The sequence below is a fragment of the Burkholderia sp. Ac-20384 genome (assembly GCF_017104605.1).
Classification (GTDB): domain Bacteria; phylum Pseudomonadota; class Gammaproteobacteria; order Burkholderiales; family Burkholderiaceae; genus Burkholderia; species Burkholderia lata.
The window spans coordinates 1-18024 of record NZ_JAAGPE010000201.1 but is presented as its reverse complement, the minus strand read 5'-3'; the positions used below and the strand labels follow the sequence as shown (position 1 = coordinate 18024).

Genomic DNA, 18024 nt, shown 5'->3' with positions numbered 1-18024 from the left:
GCCCGGGCGCGGATCGCGCCCCGGCCAAGCGTGCGCCGCGTGACGGCGGTGCCGAACGCGGCACGCGCGCCCCTTATCGCGACAACGCGGCCGGTGAAGGCGCGAAGCGCAGCTTCGGCGACCGTCGCCCGTCGTCCGATCGCCCGCCGCGTCGCGATGACGACTCACGTCCGCGTCGTGCAGGTGGCGAAGGCGGCGCACGCGCGCCGTATCGCGACAACGCATCCGGCGAAGGCGCGAAGCGCAGCTTCGGCGACCGCCGTACGTCGTCCGATCGCCCGCCGCGTCGCGATGACGATGCACGTCCGCGTCGTGCAGGTTCCAGTGAAGGCGGCGCACGCGCACCTTATCGCGACAACGCCGGTGGCGAAGGCGCAAAGCGCAGCTTCGGTGACCGTCGCACGTCGTCGGATCGTCCGCCGCGCCGTGATGACGATGCACGTCCGCGTCGCGCAGGTTCCAGTGAAGGCGGCGCACGTGCACCGTATCGCGACAACGCAGGCGGTGAAGGCGCGAAGCGCAGCTTCGGTGACCGCCGCACGTCGTCGGATCGTCCGCCGCGTCGCGATGACGATGCACGTCCGCGTCGCGCAGGTTCCAGTGAAGGCGGCGCACGTGCACCGTATCGCGACAACGCAGGCGGTGAAGGTGCGAAGCGCAGCTTCGGCGACCGCCGCACGTCGTCGGATCGTCCGCCGCGTCGCGATGACGATGCGCGCCCGCGTCGCGCAGGTTCCAGCGAAGGCGGTGCACGTGCACCGTATCGCGACAACGCAGGCGGCGAAGGTGCAAAGCGCAGCTTCGGCGACCGCCGCACGTCGTCGGATCGTCCGCCGCGTCGCGATGACGATGCACGTCCGCGTCGCGCAGGTTCCAGTGAAGGCGGCGCACGCGCACCTTATCGCGACAACGCATCCGGCGAAGGCGCAAAGCGCAGCTTCGGCGACCGCCGCACGTCGTCCGATCGCCCGCCGCGCCGCAACGACGATGACCGCCCGCGCCGCGCAGGCGCCGACGACGGCAAGCGCCCGTCGTATCGCGACAAGCCTGCCGGCGAAGGCGCGAAGCGCAGCTTCGGCGACCGCCCGGCCCGCCCCGCACGCGACGGCGAGCGTCGCTCGTTCGGTGCGGTCAAGACCGCGCAACCGGTCAAGCGCGCCTCGGCCGACGTCGACTACGGCGACGAAACGGGCCTGATGCGCCTGTCGAAGCGGATGTCCGAGCTCGGCATGTGCTCGCGCCGCGAAGCTGACGAATGGATCGAAAAGGGCTGGGTGCTCGTCGACGGCGAACGCATCGACACGCTCGGCACCAAGGTCCGCGCCGACCAGAAAATCGAGATCGACGAACGCGCGAGCGCCGCGCAGGCCGCGCAAGTGACGATCCTGCTGCACAAGCCGGTCGGTTACGTGTCGGGCCAGGCGGAAGACGGCTACGAGCCCGCCGCCGTGCTGATCACGCGCGCGAACCGCTGGAGCGGCGACCATTCGCCGGTGCGCTTCTCGCCGCAGCACCTGCACGCACTCGCACCGGCCGGCCGCCTGGACATCGATTCGACCGGCCTGCTCGTGCTGACGCAGAACGGCGTAGTCGCGAAGCAACTGATCGGCGAGCAGTCGGACATCGACAAGGAGTACCTGGTGCGCGTGCGCTTCGGCGAACGGCTGATCGACATCGACCAGCACTTCCCCGCGGAATCGCTCGCGAAGCTGCGCCACGGCCTCGAGCTCGACGGCGTCGCGCTGAAGCCCGCGATGGTGAGCTGGCAGAACGGCGAGCAGTTGCGCTTCGTGCTGCGCGAAGGCAAGAAACGCCAGATCCGCCGCATGTGCGAACTGGTGGGCCTCGACGTGATCGGCCTGAAGCGCGTGCGGATGGGCCGCGTGATGCTCGGCGCACTGCCGCAGGGACAATGGCGCTATCTGTCGGCCGACGAGACGTTCTGACCGCGGGTGCGCCACACGCGCACCACGCAATGAAAAAGCCCGCGCAAGCGGGCTTTTTTGTTTCCTGCGAGAAACCGGGAACGCCGGACGATCAGTCGTCGGACGCCGGATCGAGCCCCGGGAACAGCACTTCCGTGAAGCCGAAGCGCGTGAAGTCGGTGATCCGCATCGGATACAGCTTGCCGATCAGGTGATCGTATTCGTGCTGGACGACGCGCGCGTGAAAACCGTCGGCGACGCGATCGATCTTCTCGCCATACTGGTCGAAGCCGCTGTAGCGCACCTTCGCGTAGCGGCTGACGACGCCGCGCATCCCCGGCACCGACAGGCAGCCCTCCCAGCCCTCTTCCATGTCCGGTGGCATGTACTCGACCTTCGGGTTGATCAGCACGGTCTCCGGTACCGGCGGCGCGTCCGGGTAGCGGTTGTTGTTGCCGAAGCCGAAGATGATGATCTGCAGCCCGATGCCGATCTGCGGCGCGGCCAGCCCGGCGCCGTTCGCATGGTGCATCGTCTCGAACATGTCCGCGACGATCTCGTGCAGTTCGGGGGTATCGAACCGCTCGACCGGCTTGGCGACTTCGAGCAGGCGCGGATCGCCCATCTTCAGGATCTCGCGAATCATGGCGTATTGCCCTCCAGGAGTTGGTGCAGACCGTCTTCGTCCAGCACGGGGATGCCGAGTTCCTCGGCCTTCACGAGCTTGCTGCCGGCTTCGGCGCCCGCGACCACGTAATCCGTCTTCTTCGATACCGAACCGGCGACCTTCGCGCCCGCCGCCTCGAGCATTTCCTTCGCGGCATCGCGCGTGAGCGTCGGCAGCGTGCCCGTCAGCACGACCGTCTTGCCGGCCAGCACGCCCTGCGGCGCCTTCGGCGCGGGCGGCCCTTCCGGCCACGTGACCTTGCCCGGCGCGCGCAACTGCTCGATCACGGTCCGGTTGTGCTCTTCCGCGAAGAACTGATGGAGCGACTCGGCGACGATCGGCCCGACGTCGTTGACTTCGAGCAATTCTTCGATCGATGCGTCCATGATCGGCGTCAGCGAGCCGAAATGCTTCGCGAGATCCTTCGCGGTCGATTCGCCCACGTGACGGATACCGAGCCCGTAGATGAAGCGCGCGAGCGTCGTATGCTTCGCCTTCTCGAGCGAGTCGAGCAGATTCTGTGCCGACTTCTCGGCGAACCGGTCGAGCTCGGCGAGCGTCGCAAAGCCGAGATTGAACAGGTCGGCCGGCGTGCGCACGAGATTCAGCTCGACGAGCTGGTCGATGATCTTCTCACCGAGCCCGTCGATGTCGAGCGCGCGGCGCTGCGCGAAGTGCCACAGCGCCTGCTTGCGCTGCGCCGGGCAGAACAGGCCGCCCGTGCAGCGCGCGATCGCCTCGTCCGGCAGGCGCTCGATCTTCGAACCGCACACCGGGCATTCGGTCGGCATCACGAATTCGGCCGCATCGGCCGGGCGCCGGTCGAGCAGCGCGCCGACCACCTCGGGGATCACGTCGCCCGCGCGGCGCACGATCACGGTATCGCCGATCCGGATGTCCTTGCGTCGTACTTCGTCCTCGTTATGCAGCGTCGCGTTCGTCACGGTCGCACCGCCGACGAACACGGGCTCGAGGCGCGCGACCGGCGTGATCGCGCCCGTGCGGCCGACCTGCACGTCGATCGCGACGAGCTTGGTCAGCGCTTCCTGCGCGGGGAACTTGTGCGCGAGCGCAAAGCGCGGTGCGCGCGACACGAAGCCGAGGCGCTCCTGCTCGTCACGCCGGTTGACCTTGTAGACGACGCCGTCGATGTCGTACGGCAGCGATTCGCGCTTCTCGCCAATCTTGCGGAAGAAACCGAGCAAGCCTTCGGCGCCCTGCACGACCTCGCGCTCGCGGTTCACGGGCAGGCCGAGCGACTCGTACCAGTCGAGCAGCGCGCTGTGCGTATCGGGCATCGGCATCCCGTCGAGCACGCCGATCCCGTACGCGAAGAACGACAGCGGACGCTGCGCGGTGATCTTCGAGTCGAGCTGGCGCAAGCTGCCGGCCGCCGCGTTGCGCGGGTTCGCGAATTCACGCTGCTCGGCCGCGCGCTGGCGTTCGTTCAGGCGTGCGAAATCGCGCTTGAACATCAGCACCTCGCCGCGCACGTCGAGTACGGCCGGCACATTCTCGCCCTTCAGCTTCAGCGGAATCGAGCGGATCGTGCGCACGTTCTCGGTCACGTCCTCGCCCGTCGTCCCGTCACCGCGCGTCGACGCCTGCACGAATATGCCCTGCTCGTAGCGCAGCGAAATCGCGAGGCCGTCGAACTTCAGCTCGCACGCGTATTCGACAGGCTCCGTCACCGAGCCGGCGAGATCGGTCGTCTTGTCGAGCGCGTCGGCGACACGCTTGTCGAATGCGGCGATGTCCTCGTCGGCGAAGCCGTTGTTCAGCGACAGCATCGGCGCGTCATGGACAACCGGCGTGAAGCCGCCAGCCGCCTCGCCACCGACGCGCTGCGTCGGCGAATCGGGCGTCACGAGTTCGGGATGGTCGGTTTCGAGCTGCTGCAGTTCGCGGAACAACCGGTCGTATTCGGCGTCGGGCAGATCCGGCTGGTCGAGCACGTAGTAGGCGTAGTTCGCCCGCTCGAGTTGATCGCGCAGCCACGCGGCGCGCGCGTCGGGCTGGCTGGCTGGCGGTTCGGCTTGGGTTCGGGCCATGCTGGCGGCAGAGTCGTTCTGAGAAAATCGGATGCCCGATTATCTCAGTTTGCCGCCGCGGCGGGGCGTGCAATGCGCGCCCGATGCGCGTGCTGCAGCGCAAACAGCAGCGTGTGCGCTGCAGCGACGAACGGCGGCGCTGACGCCCGCCGTCCGCGCGTTCGCGTTACTGGCTGAAGAGGCGGCGCGTGACCGGCGAACCGGCCGGGATGCCTGCTTCCTCGAGCTTCGCGTACAGCTTCATCAGTTGCTGATCGATCGCGACCAGCGTCGATTCCGGCAGCGGCCGGCGCGAATCGTCGACCACGCGTGCGCCGATCCGTTCGGACAGCGATTTCGCGTAGTCGCACATCAGCCGGAACGGCAGGATGTCCTCTTCGGCGACCGGCACGTCGAGCACCAGCGTGATCATGTTGCCGCCCTTGTACGTGAGATCGTCACGCAGGAAGTTCGTGTCGCCGAACTGCAGCATGAACACCGGGTTCTGCTTCGCGTCGAGCTTCACGAAACGCGTGCCGTCGCGCGACAGCAGCAGCCCGTCCTGCGACGCGACCGCCTGCACGTAGTTTGCCGACCACGGCGCGCCGTCCGACATCACGTTGATCGACAGCTGCGCGTCGCACTGCGCGGCAAACGCGTCGAGCTCGCGCGCCATCGCGACCGTTTCCATCATGTCCGGGAATTCCGGCGCGCCGTCGATCGCGTCGGCGAACTGCTGGACGCCCGTCACGAACTCGGAGAACTCGAGCTCGTTCAGCGCGCCGCTGCGGTTCGCGAGCTGCGCGGCCGCACGCAGTTCCTCGTAGCGCACGCCGTTCTGCAGCAACTCCCACTGGCCGCCCTCCGGCTTGCCTTCGATATGCACGGGCTTGCTGCCCGCGCGGCGCAGCCGCTGCGCAGCCGGCAGGATCTTGTCGCCCGGCAGCAACCCGCCGAGGCGGATCGGCACGATGCAGTCGATCCGGCGATCGACGATCGCCGGCGGTGCCGACGAGATCGTCGTGGCGGCCGGCAGCACGGGTTCGGCCGGCTCTGCCGGTTCAGCATGCGTTTCGTGCGTGGGGGCCGGTGCGGCGTCCTCGCCGGCAACCGGCTCGACCGACTCGGCCGGCGTATCGACACCGGTCGCCTCGGCCTGCAGATCGGCCGGCATGTCGGCCGGCGCTGCTCCACCGAACGTCGGCTCGACGCGTGCGACTTCGGCCGGCGTGCCGGCTGTAGCGGCCGCCGGGGCCGGCGCCGGTGCCGCGGGCTCGCGACGCACCGGCTGACGCACCGGCTCGATGAACGGCAAATCTTCTTCGCGTTCGGGGCGGTTCATCGCCTCGGCCGCTTCTTCCGGCATCGGGCGCGGCATCCTGCGCCGCACCTTCGCGCCCTGCCATGCGTTGTAAACCACGACGCCGCCCACCACGACGGCGCCCGCGCCGATCAAACCGAGTGTCAACTCGTCCATGCACGCTCCATCAGCAATTCTTGTTCGTCGGAACCGCGAACGGGCGCCCATGCGCCGCGCGAACGCGGTCCGGTTTCGTCAAACGTCAATTCTGGGCAAAACCCGCGGCGGTTTCCATGTCCACCGCGACGATCCGCGACACGCCCTGCTCCTGCATCGTCACGCCGATCAGCTGCTGCGCCATCTCCATCGCGATCTTGTTGTGCGAGATGAACAGGAACTGCGTCTTGTTGGACATCGCGCGCACGAGATTCGCGAAACGCTCGGTGTTCGCGTCGTCGAGCGGCGCGTCGACCTCGTCGAGCAGACAGAACGGCGCCGGGTTCAACTGGAACATCGCGAACACCAGTGCGGTGGCCGTCAGCGCCTTCTCGCCGCCCGACAGCAGGTGGATCGTCGCGTTCTTCTTGCCCGGCGGCTGCGCCATCACCTGCACGCCGGCGTCGAGGATTTCGTCGCCCGTCATGATCAGCTTCGCCTGGCCCCCGCCGAAGAGGCGCGGGAACAGGTCGCTGAAGTGGCGGTTGACTTCGTCGAAGGTGCCCTGCAGCAGCGTACGGGTTTCCTGGTCGATCTTGTGGATCGCGTCCTCGAGCGTCGTGATCGCGTCGATCAGGTCGGCCGACTGCGCGTCGAGGAACACCTTGCGCTCGCTCGCGGCCTTCAGCTCGTCGAGCGCGGCCATGTTCACCGGGCCGAGCGCATTGATCGCGTTGTTCAGGCGCGTGACTTCGCCCTGCAGGTACGACGGTTTCAGATCCGGCGTGAGCTTCTCGCGCAGCGCTTCCTCGTCGACCTCGGCCGTCGTCAGTTGCTCCGCGAACTGCTCGACCGACAGGCGCGCGGCCTGCTCCTTCAACTGCAATTCGGTGATGCGATCGCGCAGCGGCTGCAGCGAGCGCTCGGCGACGAGCCGCTGCTCGTCCGACGCACGCAGCTTCGCGGTCAGGTCGTCGAGTTCGATCCGCGCGGCCTGCAGCGCCTCTTCCTTCACCGCACGAATCTCGAGCGCGTCCTGCAGGCCCGTGTGCGCGGTCTGCTCGTTGATCGTCTCGAGCTCGGCGCGTGCGTCTTCCAGCGATCCGGCAACGCGCTCGCTCTGCTCGTGCGCAACCTGGATGCTGCGCTTGAGCTCGTCGATCCGCGTCACCGCGTTGCGTGCGGCGAAACGTGCGTCGTTCGCGCCGCGCTCCAGGTCACGCGCTTCCTGACGCGCCTGCGTCAGCGATTCGTCGAGTGCCTCGAATGCGAGCTGATTGTCCTCGAAGCGCGCCTGCAGTTCTGCAAGTTCGCCGTCGAAACGCTCGAAATTCGCTTCCGACTCCGCGCGCATCGCGCGCTGCTCTTCGATCTGCGCGCCGATTTCCTCGAGTTCCTCGCGGATCTGCGTGCTGCGCTGCGTGTAACGTTCGTGCGCCTGCGCAAGCTTCAGCACGTCCATCTGCAGCGCGTGCACGCGCTGCGTCGCCCGTTCGGCCTGCGCTCGCACGTCGCCGAGCGCCTGCGTGGCCTGCGTGTGCGCGGCTTCCGCACGCACGGCGGCCGTGCGCGCCTCGTCGGCGAGCAGCGCCTGCGCACGCACCTGGCGCGTCAGGTTTTCGATTTCCTGCTGACGGGCCAGCATCCCGGCCTGCTCCGAATCGGCGGCATACAACTGCACGCCGACTCGCGTGACGATATGGCCGGCCTTGACGACGAACGCGCCGCCTGCCGGCAACTGCGTACGTGTTGCAAGTGCCTGCGCGATGTCGTCGGCGACGTACACGTTGCCGAGCCAGTCGTTCAGCACCGCGCGGATGCCCGCATCGTCGATGCGCACGAGCGACAGCACCGGACGCAGGCCGGCCACGGCCGCCGGCGGTTCGCCGGCCGCGGGCGGCGCGTAGAACGCGAGCTTCGCGGGCGGTGCGTCGGTGGCAAAAGCCTTCACCCAGTCGAGATTCGACACTTCGAGCGCGGCGAGGCGCTCGCGCAGCACGGCTTCGAGCGCGGCTTCCCAGCCCGCTTCGACATGCAGCTTCTTCCACAGACGCGGCAGCGCGCCTAGCTCGTGCTTGTCGAGCCACGGCTGTACCTTGCCTTCGGTCTGAACGTTTTCCTGCAGCTGCTTCAGCGCGGCGAGGCGCGCCTCGAGCTGGTGGATCTGCGCGGCTTCGGCCTGCACGCGCTCCTGCGCGGCACGACGTTCGCCATCGAGGCGCGGCACGGTTTCCTGCGCGTCGGCGAGGCGCGCCTGCGCTTCGGCCAGGATCTCTTCCTGCTCGGCGAGCTGCATGCGCAGCTCTTCGAGCTGCGCTTCATCCGGCGCATCGAGCCCGCCCGCTTCGCTCTTCAGGCGCTCATGGCGCTGCTGAAGCTGCTGGAGCTGCTGGTCGGCGTTGCGCTGGTGCGCGGCTTCGAGCTTCAGCGACTGTTCGGTCTGCGCGATCCGTGCGCGCTCGTCGTTGAGTTGCGCCTGTGCATCGCGGAATTTCGCTTCGAGCGCCGGCAGCGCGTCGTGCTTCGCGGCGGCGTTGTCTTCGGCGAGCGCGGCCTTCTCGTCGGCCATCGCGCGCGCTTCTTCGGCCTCTTCGAGCTCGTCCTGCGCCTTCTCGGCCTGCGCGCGCCATTGCTCGCGCTGCGCATTGAGTGCGGCGATCTGCGCCTGCACGCGATTGCGCGATTCGACGATGAACTTGATCTCGGCTTCGAGGCGGCTCACCTCGGCGTTCGCTTCGTAGAGCGAACCCTGCGCGCCCTGCATCGCGTCGCTTGCCGAGTAGTGCGCCACGCGCAGCGTCTCGAGTTGCGCCTCGACCTCGCGCAGCTTCGCGGTTTGCGCCTCCAGGTCGATCTGCGCCTGTTCGATCGCGCGCTGCTGCTTCTGCTGCTCGCCGGCGGCCTCGTTCTTGCGCAGCAGCCACAACAGGCGCTGCTTCTCCTCGCCATCGGCGACGAGTTCCTTGTACTTGGTGGCCACGACGGCCTGCGCCTCGAGCTTCTCGAGGTTCGCGCCGAGTTCGCGGACGATGTCCTCGACGCGCGTCAGGTTCTCGCGCGTGTCGTGCAGGCGGTTCTCGGTTTCGCGGCGGCGTTCCTTGTACTTCGACACGCCCGCGGCTTCCTCGAGGAACACCCGCAGCTCTTCCGGCTTCGCCTCGATGATCCGCGCGATCATGCCCTGCCCGATGATCGCGTACGCACGCGGCCCGAGGCCGGTACCGAGGAAGATGTCCTGGATGTCGCGGCGGCGCGCCGGCAGGTTGTTGATGTAGTAACTCGACGTGCCGTCGCGCGTGAGCACGCGCTTCACGGCGATCTCGCCGTACTGGCCCCACTGGCCGGCCGCGCGGCCGTCGGAGTTGTCGAAGATCAGTTCGACACTGGCCCGGCTGCCGGGCTTGCGGGCAGTCGAGCCGTTGAAGATCACGTCCTGCATCGATTCGCCGCGCAGCTCGGACGCGCGCGACTCGCCGAGCACCCAGCGCACGGCATCGATGATGTTGGACTTGCCGCACCCGTTCGGGCCCACCACGCCGACAAGCTGGCCCGGAACCTGGAAATGCGTGGGATCGACAAAGGATTTGAAGCCAGCGAGTTTGATCGAGCTCAGACGCACGGCGGTATCGGATGTGAAGAAGGTGTGAAACGGACGGAGCCGCACTGCGCGAGGCCGGACGGCCCATGCGCGCGACGCGCCCCGGAATTCAAAAGCGGGGCCGCGCGCATACAGCGTTGGGCCCCGCAAACGGCTTCCATCATACCATCGCGCGTGCGCTGTCCCGACCGTCGCCGGGTTTGTCCGGTGCCGGTGCGGCACGATGGACCCAGCTCGACAGCAGCGTCGCCAGCACGATGCACGCGCCGCCCGCCCACTCGCGCGCGGTCGGCAGCTCGTTCGCGAACACCCACGCCGACAGCGCGGTGATCACGATCTCGAACAGCATGATGATCGACGCACGGTTCGCCGGCACGCGCGCCAGCCCGTATTGCACGAGCAGGTTGTTCGACGCCATCGTCACGCCGATCGCGACGATGATCAGCGCGGCCGTGCCGAGGTGGCCGCCCGCCGGCGCAGCCGGTATTCCCTCGAACAGCGACGCGATCGCGCCGAACACGGCCGCGCCGCCGAACAGCGTCGCGGTGCGCATCTCGGCGCGCATCTCCGGCAGCTCGCGGCTCGCCTTGATCACGAGCACATTGCTCATCGCAAAGCTCAACCCGGCCGCGAGACCGGCCCATTCCGCCGGGCTGGCCGGCAGCGGCAGGCCGAGCTTCGGCGACCACAGCATCAGCATCGCGCCGCCGATCGACAGCGCCGCGAGCCCCGCGCCCGCCCAGGTCAGCCGCTCGCGCAGCAGGAAGTGCGCGTAGATTGCGGTCCACGCGGGGGTCAGGTAGAACAGCAGCATCACGCGCAGCACTTCACCGTGGATCGTGCCCCACACGAACCCGAGGTTCGTCACGCCGGCCGTCACCGCGATGCCGGGCAGCACCCAGTGCCAGCGAAGCGTCGAGATCGTGCGGTGCCGCGCGACGATCACGAACAGGAAGGCGACGAGGCTCGTCAGCGCGCTCGCCAGCGTGCCCGTCACGCCGAGCGATGCCAGGATCCGCAGTGGATACCAGATCAGGCCCCATACCGATGCACCGATCAGGATGGCCAGCGTCGGCAGGCTGCCGCGTACCGCGTTATTCATTTGGTTCAATACCCTTTATTCGACTGGCCCGGCCGCCATTCCGGCGGGCCGTGACCGCATTCCGTCACGCTATAATTGTCCGTTGCGACCCGCGCGCCATCGGCGCCCGTTCGCAGCCGCGCGGCGCGCCCGCCGCTTCTTTCGCTCCAACCGGCCGCGATGGCCGCTTCGCCCGTGAACCCTCGACTCGACTCGCTCCAGCCCTATCCCTTCGAAAAGCTGCGCGCCCTGTTCAAGGACGTGACGCCCTCCGGCGCCCTCAAACCGATCAGCTTCGGCATCGGCGAGCCCAAACATGCCACCCCGGCGCTGATCCGCGACGCCGTGGTGGCCGCGCTCGACGGTCTCGCGTCGTACCCGGCCACCGCCGGCTCGGACGCGCTGCGCACGTCGATCGCACACTGGCTCGAGCGCCGCTACGGGCTGCCGGCCATCGATCCGGCGACGCAGGTGCTGCCCGTCTCGGGGTCGCGCGAGGCACTGTTCTCGCTTGCGCAGACGGTGATCGACGCCCGCCCGTCCGAACAGGGCGAGAAGGCGATCGTACTCTGTCCGAATCCTTTCTATCAAATTTACGAAGGCGCGGCGCTGCTGGCCGGTGCCGAACCCTATTTCGCGAACAGCGACCCGGCCCGCAACTTCGCGTGCGACTACGGGTCCGTGCCGGACGACGTCTGGGCGCGCACGCAACTGCTGTACGTGTGCTCGCCGGGCAACCCGACGGGTGCCGTGCTGACGCTCGACGACTGGCGCGAGCTGTTCGCGCTGTCCGACCGCCACGGCTTCGTGATCGCGTCCGACGAGTGCTATTCGGAAATCTATTTCGACGAAGCGGCGCCGCCGCTCGGCGGCCTCGAGGCCGCGCACCGCCTCGGCCGCGGCTTCGAGCGGCTCGTGATGCTGTCGAGCCTGTCGAAGCGCTCGAACGTGCCGGGCATGCGCTCGGGCTTCGTCGCCGGCGACGCGGCGCTGCTGAAGAAATTCCTGCTGTACCGCACGTACCACGGCGCGGCGCTGTCGCCGGTCTGGCAGCACGCGAGCATCGCCGCGTGGAACGACGAGGCGCACGTGCGCGAGAACCGCGCGCTGTACCTGCAGAAGTTCAATACCGTCACGCCGATGCTGGCCGACGTGATCGACGTGAAGCTGCCCGACGCGGCGTTCTACCTGTGGGCCAACGTGTCGCGCACCGGGCTGTCGGACACCGAGTTCGCCCGCCGCCTGTACGCCGACTATAATGTGACGGTTCTGCCCGGCTCGTACCTCGCGCGCGATGCGCACGGCACGAATCCGGGCCGCGATTTCATCCGGATCGCGCTCGTCGCGGGCACCCCCGAATGCGTCGAGGGCGCGCAACGCATCGTCGATTTCTGCCGCTCTCTCGCGCGGTAATCGTCCATCCGATCAATTCCATCCATCTCCTGCGAAAACGAACATGTCGCAACAACTTCAGCAAATCATCGATACCGCCTGGGAAAACCGCGCCGAGCTGTCGCCGAAGGCCGCACCGGCCGACGTCCGCGAAGCCGTCGCGCACGCGATCGAGCAGCTCGACAAAGGCGCGCTGCGCGTGGCCGAGAAGATCGACGGCAACTGGACCGTGCACCAGTGGCTGAAGAAGGCCGTGCTGCTGTCGTTCCGCCTGGAGGACAACGCACCGATGCCCGCCGGCGGCTACTCGCAGTTCTACGACAAGGTGCCGTCGAAGTTCGCGAACTACACCGCTGAAGATTTCGCCGCGGGCGGCTTCCGCGTCGTCCCGCCGGCCATCGCGCGCCGCGGCTCGTTCATCGCGAAGAACGTCGTGCTGATGCCGTCGTACACCAACATCGGCGCGTACGTCGACGAAGGCACGATGGTCGACACGTGGGCAACGGTCGGTTCGTGCGCACAGATCGGCAAGAACGTGCACCTGTCGGGCGGCGTCGGCATCGGCGGCGTGCTCGAGCCGCTGCAGGCGAACCCGGTCATCATCGAAGACAACTGCTTCATCGGCGCGCGCTCGGAAGTCGTCGAAGGTGTGATCGTCGAGGAAAACTCGGTGATCTCGATGGGCGTGTACCTCGGCCAGAGCACCAAGATCTACGATCGCGAAACGGGCGAAGTCAGCTACGGCCGCATCCCGGCCGGCTCGGTCGTCGTCGCCGGCAACCTGCCGTCGAAGGATGGCTCGCACAGCCTGTACTGCGCGGTGATCGTCAAGAAGGTCGACGCGAAGACCCGCGCGAAGGTCGGCCTGAACGAGCTGCTGCGAGGCGACTGATGGCAAAGCCGCACACCGTGGTCATCTACGGCATTCCGAACTGCGACACCGTGAAGAAGGCCCGCGTGTGGCTCGACGATCACGGCGTCGAATTCGAGTTTCACGACTTCAAGAAGCTCGGTGTCAGCGCACCGCTCGTCGAGGACTGGCTGAAGGACGTGTCGCTCGACGCGCTCGTCAACAAGCGCGGCACGACGTGGCGCGGCCTGGACGATGCGATGAAGGCGGCCGCCGAAACGAAGGCCGGCGCGGTCGCGCTGATGATCCACAAGCCGTCGGTCATCAAGCGCCCCGTGCTGGTGGTCAACGGCCGCGTGAAATCGCTCGGCTTCGCGGCCGATCAATACGCGGCGCTGTTTGCCGCATAGGGCTGCCCGCGCTGCGCCTGTCGGCGTAGCCCGACGTCTTGTCGCTGCCGGCCACCGCGCCGGCATTTTTTATCGAAAGTGGTCCGAACCATGTCCGCCACCCTAGCCCTTACCGAACAGCTGATCGCCCGCGCGTCCGTGACGCCCGACGACCAGCATTGCCAGCAGATCATGACCGAGCGCCTCACCGCGCTCGGCTTCGAATGCGAGACCATCGCGTCGCACGGCGTGACCAACCTGTGGGCCGTCAAGCGCGGCACCGACGGCCGCGACGGCAAGCTGCTCGCGTTCGCGGGCCACACCGATGTCGTGCCGACCGGCCCGCTCGAGCAGTGGAGCTCGCCGCCGTTCATCCCCGCCCATCGTGACGGCAAGCTGTACGGCCGCGGCGCGGCCGACATGAAGACATCGCTCGCGGCATTCGTCGTCGCGTCCGAGGAATTCGTCGCGGCCCATCCCGGCCACCGCGGCACGATCGCGTTCCTGATCACGAGCGACGAGGAAGGCCCCGCCACCGACGGCACCGTGAAGGTCGTCGAGCTGCTCGAAGCGCGCGGCGAACGCATGGACTACTGCATCGTCGGCGAGCCGACGTCGACCACCGAGCTCGGCGATGTCGTGAAGAACGGCCGCCGCGGCTCGATGTCGGGCGAACTGGTCGTCAAGGGCGTGCAGGGCCACATCGCGTATCCGCACCTCGCGAAGAACCCGATCCACCTGCTCGCGCCGGCGCTCGCCGAGCTCGCCGCCGAGCAATGGGACGAAGGAAACGAATACTTCCCGCCGACCACCTGGCAGGTGTCGAACCTGCACGCCGGAACCGGCGCGACCAACGTGATTCCCGGCCACGCCGACCTGCTGTTCAACTTCCGCTTCTCGACCGCCAGCACGGTCGAGGGCCTGCAGGCACGCGTGCACGCGATCCTCGACAAGCATGGTCTCGAATACACGCTGAAGTGGTCGGTGAGCGGCCTGCCGTTCCTCACGCCGCGCGGCGAGCTGTCGGGCGCGCTGGAAAACGCGATCCGCACCGAAACCGGCATCACGACCGAACTGTCGACGACGGGCGGCACGTCGGACGGCCGCTTCATCGCGCGCATCTGCCCGCAGGTGATCGAGTTCGGCCCGCCGAACGGCAGCATCCACAAGATCGACGAGCACATCGAAGTGCGCTTCGTCGACCCGCTGAAGAACGTGTACCGCCGCGTGCTCGAACAACTGATCGCCTGATGGAGCCTCGCATGACGACACCTTTTGCCACTGTTCGTGACCTGCTGCGCTACGCGGTCACGCGCTTCTCGAAGGCGAAGCTCGCGTTCGGCCACGGCTCCGACAACGCGTACGACGAAGCGGCCTACCTCGTGCTGCGCACGCTCGACCTGCCGCTCGACACGCTCGAGCCGTTCCTCGACGCGCGGCTGCTGCCCGACGAAATCGCGGCCGTGCTCGCGGTGATCGAACGGCGCGCGACCGACCGCGTGCCGGCCGCGTACCTCACGCATGAAGCGTGGATGCACGGCCACCGCTTCTATGTCGACGAGCGCGTGATCGTGCCGCGCTCGTTCATCGGCGAGCTGCTCGACGACGGGCTGCAGCCGTACGTCGCCGATCCCGAGCAAGTCGGCGCGGTGCTCGAGCTGTGCACGGGCTCCGGCTGCCTCGCGATCCTCGCGGCGAGTGCGTTCCCGAACGCCGAGATCGATGCGGTCGACCTGTCCGACAAGGCACTCGAAGTCGCCGAGATCAACGTGCGCGACTACGGCCTCGAAGACCGCGTCGGGCTGCATCGCGGCGACCTCTACGCGCCGCTGCCCGCGTTCCGCACCGATCCGGGCTCGCGCTATGACGTGATCCTGACGAACCCGCCGTACGTGAACGCGTCGTCGATGGCCGCGCTGCCGCCCGAATACCGGCACGAGCCGGAGATGGCGCTCGCCGGCGGCGATGACGGGATGGACATCGTGCGACGCATTGTCGCCGAAGCCCATCGCTGGCTGCACGACGACGGCGTGCTCGTCGTCGAGATCGGCAACGAGCGCGAAAACGTCGAAGCCGCGTTCGGCGGCCTCGAGCTCACGTGGCTGCCCACCAGCGCGGGCGACGACGCCGTATTCCTGATCCAGGCGTCGGATCTGCCCCGCAAGGCCTGAGCGTTCCCGGCTCGCCCACCGTGCGGTGCACCGTTGCGCCGCACGGTTGGGTAAGATGCGCGTAGGCGGCCGCCCGGCCGCGCGACCTCAGGAGTCCGTCACGCGCCCATGACCCTCGACTGGCTACATCTCGGCACCCTGATCCTGACCATCCACGTGCTCGGGATCGTCGCGGCGTGCCACGCGATCATGAACACGCGCACGTCGCAAGGCGCGATCGCGTGGGCCGTCTCGCTCGCGGCCATGCCGTACCTGACGCTCATTCCGTACCTGTTCCTCGGCCGCAGCAAGTTCTCCGGCTACGTCGACGCCCGGCGCCACGAGCTGGAAATGTTGCGCATGCACACACCGCGCTCGCCGTGGCTCAGCACCGACGCAACCGACGGGCCGGCCGCCGATGCAATCGGCCAGGCCGCGGTGCTCGCGCTCACGCGGCTCGGCGGCATGCCGTTCCTCGGCGGCAATTCGGTGCGCACGCTGGTGAACGGCGACGCGACGTTCTCGGCGATCCTGGCGGCCATCGACGCCGCACGCGACTACGTGGTGGTGCAGTTCTTCATCGTGCGCGACGATGCGCTCGGCCGGATGCTGCGCGACTCGCTGCTCGCGCGCGCGGCAGCCGGCGTGCGCTGCTGCCTGCTGTACGACAGCATCGGCAGCTTCGACCTGCCGCACAGCTACGTCGACACGCTGCGCCGGGGCGGCGTGGAGGTCCACCCGTTCGCGACCAACCGGAAGTTCGTCAACCGCTTTCAGCTCAACTTCCGCAACCACCGCAAGATCGTCGTCGTCGACGGCAATCGCGCGTTCGTCGGCGGCCACAACGTCGGCGTCGAGTATCTCGGCGCGAAGCCGCGCCTGTCGCCGTGGCGCGACACGCACATCGAGATCCGCGGCCCGGTGGTCGCGAGCATCCAGTACGTGTTCGCCGAAGACTGGCACTGGGCGACGCAGAAGCTGCCGCCGCTCGCGTTGCCGCCGCCCGCGCAGCCCGGCGACAACATGCATTGCCTCGCGGTGCCGATGGGGCCGGCCGACAAGCAGGAGACGGGCTCGCTGTTCTTCGTCGAGGCGATCAACGCCGCGCGCGAGCGGGTCTGGATCACCACGCCGTACCTCGTCCCCGACGAAGCCGTGATCTCGGCGTTGAAGCTCGCCGTGATGCGCGGCGTCGACGTGCGCATCCTGATCCCGAGCCGGCGCGATCACTACGTGGTGTTCGAAGCGTCGAAGCTGTACGCACGCGACCTGGTCGATGCGGGCGTCAAGGTGTTCCGCTACCGGCCCGGCTTCCTGCACCAGAAGGTCGTGCTGATCGACCGCATCGCGGCGGCGATCGGCAGCGCGAATCTCGACAACCGCTCGTTCCGCCTCAACTTCGAGATCATGGTGCTGACCGTCGACCGCACGTTCGCCGACGAGGTCGAGAAGATGCTCGACGCAGATTTCGCGCAGGCGTACGAGGTCGATGCGAGCGAATATCGCCGGTCGCCCGCCTGGCGGCGCATCGCGATGCACGTCGCGCGGCTGTTCGCGCCGATCCTCTAACGGCCGGGACGGCGGCGGCGGCGCCCGTGCGATCCGCACCGGCGCCGCGAACGCCGCCAGCCGCCGTTACAGCAGCTTGTCGATATCCGCGGCGATTTCGTCCGGCTTGGTCGACGGCGCGTAGCGCTTGACGATGCGCCCTTCGCGATCGACCAGGAATTTCGTGAAATTCCACTTGATCGCCTTGAGGCCGAGAATGCCGGGCGCTTCGTCGGTCAGGTAGCGGTACAGCGGATGCGCATGGTCGCCTTTCACGTCGATCTTCGAGAACATCGGGAACGTGACGCCGTAATTGCGCTCGCAGAACGCGCCGATCTGCGTAGCGTCGCCGGGCTCCTGCTTGCCGAACTGGTTGCACGGGAAGCCGAGCACATAGAAACCGCGCGCCGCGTACTGGTCGTACAGCTTCTGCAGGCCCGCGTACTGCGGCGTGAAACCACACTCGCTTGCGGTGTTGACGATCAGCAGCACCTTGCCGCGATACGCGTCGAGCGAGGCCGGCGCGCCGGCAAGCGTCTCTGCGCTGAACGAATACAGGGTGGACATCGGGCACTCCTTTTACGAAACCGGATCGACGTGGAGTCTAGGCGAAATTGCCCCGTTGCGGCATCCGCCGAACGGCCAATGCCCGGCGCGAGCGGCGCGCAGTCTAGAATAGCGGTTTTGGCCAGTCATTTCCGCCGTGATCCGTTTCAATCAGTTCAGCCTTGCGCGCGGCACCAAGCCGCTGTTCGAGTCGACCTCCTTCGTGCTCAATCCCGGCGAGAAAGCCGGCCTGATCGGTGCAAACGGCGCCGGCAAGTCGACCCTGTTCTCGGTCCTGCGCGGAGAGCTGCACTCGGACGGCGGCGATTTCTCGATGCCGCCGTCGTGGCGGATCGCCCATGTGTCGCAGGAAACGCCCGCGGTCGAGATAG

14 protein-coding genes are annotated in these 18024 nt (G+C 67.8%); 8 read left to right on the top strand and 6 right to left on the bottom strand.

Annotated elements, in window-relative coordinates; genetic code table 11:
* Positions 1-1946: pseudouridine synthase (locus G3O00_RS28795; protein ID WP_206145053.1), on the top strand; the 1946-nt coding region annotated here is incomplete at its 5' end.
* A 91-nt stretch (positions 1947-2037) separates the two neighbouring features.
* Here the strand turns inward: G3O00_RS28795 and def are convergent.
* The 5 genes from def to G3O00_RS28770 all read right to left on the bottom strand — a co-directional run bounded on the left by def (position 2038) and on the right by G3O00_RS28770 (position 10778).
* Positions 2038-2571 (bottom strand): peptide deformylase, encoded by a 534-nt coding sequence (gene def / locus G3O00_RS28790; protein ID WP_206145052.1) that lies wholly within the window; start codon positions 2569-2571, stop codon positions 2038-2040.
* Complete coding sequence (ligA, locus tag G3O00_RS28785) at positions 2568-4643, bottom strand: NAD-dependent DNA ligase LigA (RefSeq protein WP_206145051.1); 2076 nt, start codon at positions 4641-4643, stop codon at positions 2568-2570. Before ligA ends, def begins: the two co-directional genes overlap by 4 nt.
* A gap of 166 nt (positions 4644-4809) precedes the next feature.
* A complete protein-coding gene (locus G3O00_RS28780; RefSeq protein WP_206145050.1) occupies positions 4810-6099 on the bottom strand; it encodes a cell division protein ZipA C-terminal FtsZ-binding domain-containing protein in 1290 nt (429 codons plus the stop codon).
* Between the two features lie 85 nt (positions 6100-6184).
* A complete protein-coding gene (gene smc / locus G3O00_RS28775; protein WP_206145049.1) occupies positions 6185-9697 on the bottom strand; it encodes a chromosome segregation protein SMC in 3513 nt (1170 codons plus the stop codon).
* A gap of 139 nt (positions 9698-9836) precedes the next feature.
* The gene (locus tag G3O00_RS28770) at positions 9837-10778 is read right to left on the bottom strand and encodes a DMT family transporter (RefSeq protein WP_206145054.1); all 942 of its coding nucleotides are present in this window, start codon (positions 10776-10778) and stop codon (positions 9837-9839) included.
* 159 nt (positions 10779-10937) lie between these two features.
* Here G3O00_RS28770 and dapC point away from each other — a divergent pair, with 159 nt between their 5' ends.
* The 6 genes from dapC to cls all read left to right on the top strand — a co-directional run bounded on the left by dapC (position 10938) and on the right by cls (position 17107).
* Positions 10938-12170: a succinyldiaminopimelate transaminase gene (dapC, locus tag G3O00_RS28765; RefSeq protein ID WP_174936390.1), complete on the top strand. Its 1233-nt coding sequence runs from the start codon at positions 10938-10940 to the stop codon at positions 12168-12170.
* 43 nt (positions 12171-12213) lie between these two features.
* On the top strand, positions 12214-13041 hold the full coding sequence (gene dapD, locus G3O00_RS28760; RefSeq protein ID WP_006478479.1) for a 2,3,4,5-tetrahydropyridine-2,6-dicarboxylate N-succinyltransferase: 828 nt from the start codon (positions 12214-12216) through the stop codon (positions 13039-13041).
* A complete protein-coding gene (locus G3O00_RS28755; RefSeq protein ID WP_206145048.1) occupies positions 13041-13409 on the top strand; it encodes an ArsC family reductase in 369 nt (122 codons plus the stop codon). Before dapD ends, G3O00_RS28755 begins: the two co-directional genes overlap by 1 nt.
* 90 nt (positions 13410-13499) lie before the next feature.
* Positions 13500-14639, top strand: coding sequence for a succinyl-diaminopimelate desuccinylase (gene dapE / locus G3O00_RS28750; RefSeq protein WP_174936392.1), 1140 nt, complete (start codon positions 13500-13502; stop codon positions 14637-14639).
* Between the two features lie 11 nt (positions 14640-14650).
* Positions 14651-15559 (top strand): 50S ribosomal protein L3 N(5)-glutamine methyltransferase, encoded by a 909-nt coding sequence (gene prmB, locus G3O00_RS28745; RefSeq protein ID WP_011352473.1) that lies wholly within the window; start codon positions 14651-14653, stop codon positions 15557-15559.
* A 108-nt stretch (positions 15560-15667) separates the two neighbouring features.
* Entirely contained in the window at positions 15668-17107 is a 1440-nt protein-coding gene (gene cls / locus G3O00_RS28740) for a cardiolipin synthase (protein ID WP_011352474.1), read from the top strand.
* Positions 17108-17173: 66 nt separating this feature from the next.
* On the opposite strand, the gene G3O00_RS28735 is transcribed toward cls, so the two are convergent.
* Positions 17174-17653 (bottom strand): glutathione peroxidase, encoded by a 480-nt coding sequence (locus G3O00_RS28735; RefSeq protein ID WP_174936394.1) that lies wholly within the window; start codon positions 17651-17653, stop codon positions 17174-17176.
* A 136-nt stretch (positions 17654-17789) separates the two neighbouring features.
* Between G3O00_RS28735 and G3O00_RS28730 the strand changes: the two genes are divergently transcribed.
* Positions 17790-18024, top strand: a 235-nt coding sequence (locus tag G3O00_RS28730; RefSeq protein ID WP_206145047.1) for an ATP-binding cassette domain-containing protein, incomplete at its 3' end; no start/stop codon positions are given.

Bases quoted from the DNA above. Each gene is read 5' to 3' on its own strand.
- G3O00_RS28770 (WP_206145054.1), bottom strand. From the start codon at position 10,778: ATGAATAACGCGGTACGCGGCAGCCTGCCGACGCTGGCCATCCTGATC.
- G3O00_RS28755 (WP_206145048.1), top strand. From the start codon at position 13,041: ATGGCAAAGCCGCACACCGTGGTCATCTACGGCATTCCGAACTGCGAC.
- ligA (WP_206145051.1), bottom strand. From the start codon at position 4,643: ATGGCCCGAACCCAAGCCGAACCGCCAGCCAGCCAGCCCGACGCGCGC.
- G3O00_RS28780 (WP_206145050.1), bottom strand. From the start codon at position 6,099: ATGGACGAGTTGACACTCGGTTTGATCGGCGCGGGCGCCGTCGTGGTG.
- dapE (WP_174936392.1), top strand. From the start codon at position 13,500: ATGTCCGCCACCCTAGCCCTTACCGAACAGCTGATCGCCCGCGCGTCC.
- G3O00_RS28735 (WP_174936394.1), bottom strand. From the start codon at position 17,653: ATGTCCACCCTGTATTCGTTCAGCGCAGAGACGCTTGCCGGCGCGCCG.
- def (WP_206145052.1), bottom strand. From the start codon at position 2,571: ATGATTCGCGAGATCCTGAAGATGGGCGATCCGCGCCTGCTCGAAGTC.
- dapC (WP_174936390.1), top strand. From the start codon at position 10,938: ATGGCCGCTTCGCCCGTGAACCCTCGACTCGACTCGCTCCAGCCCTAT.
- dapD (WP_006478479.1), top strand. From the start codon at position 12,214: ATGTCGCAACAACTTCAGCAAATCATCGATACCGCCTGGGAAAACCGC.
- cls (WP_011352474.1), top strand. From the start codon at position 15,668: ATGACCCTCGACTGGCTACATCTCGGCACCCTGATCCTGACCATCCAC.
- prmB (WP_011352473.1), top strand. From the start codon at position 14,651: ATGACGACACCTTTTGCCACTGTTCGTGACCTGCTGCGCTACGCGGTC.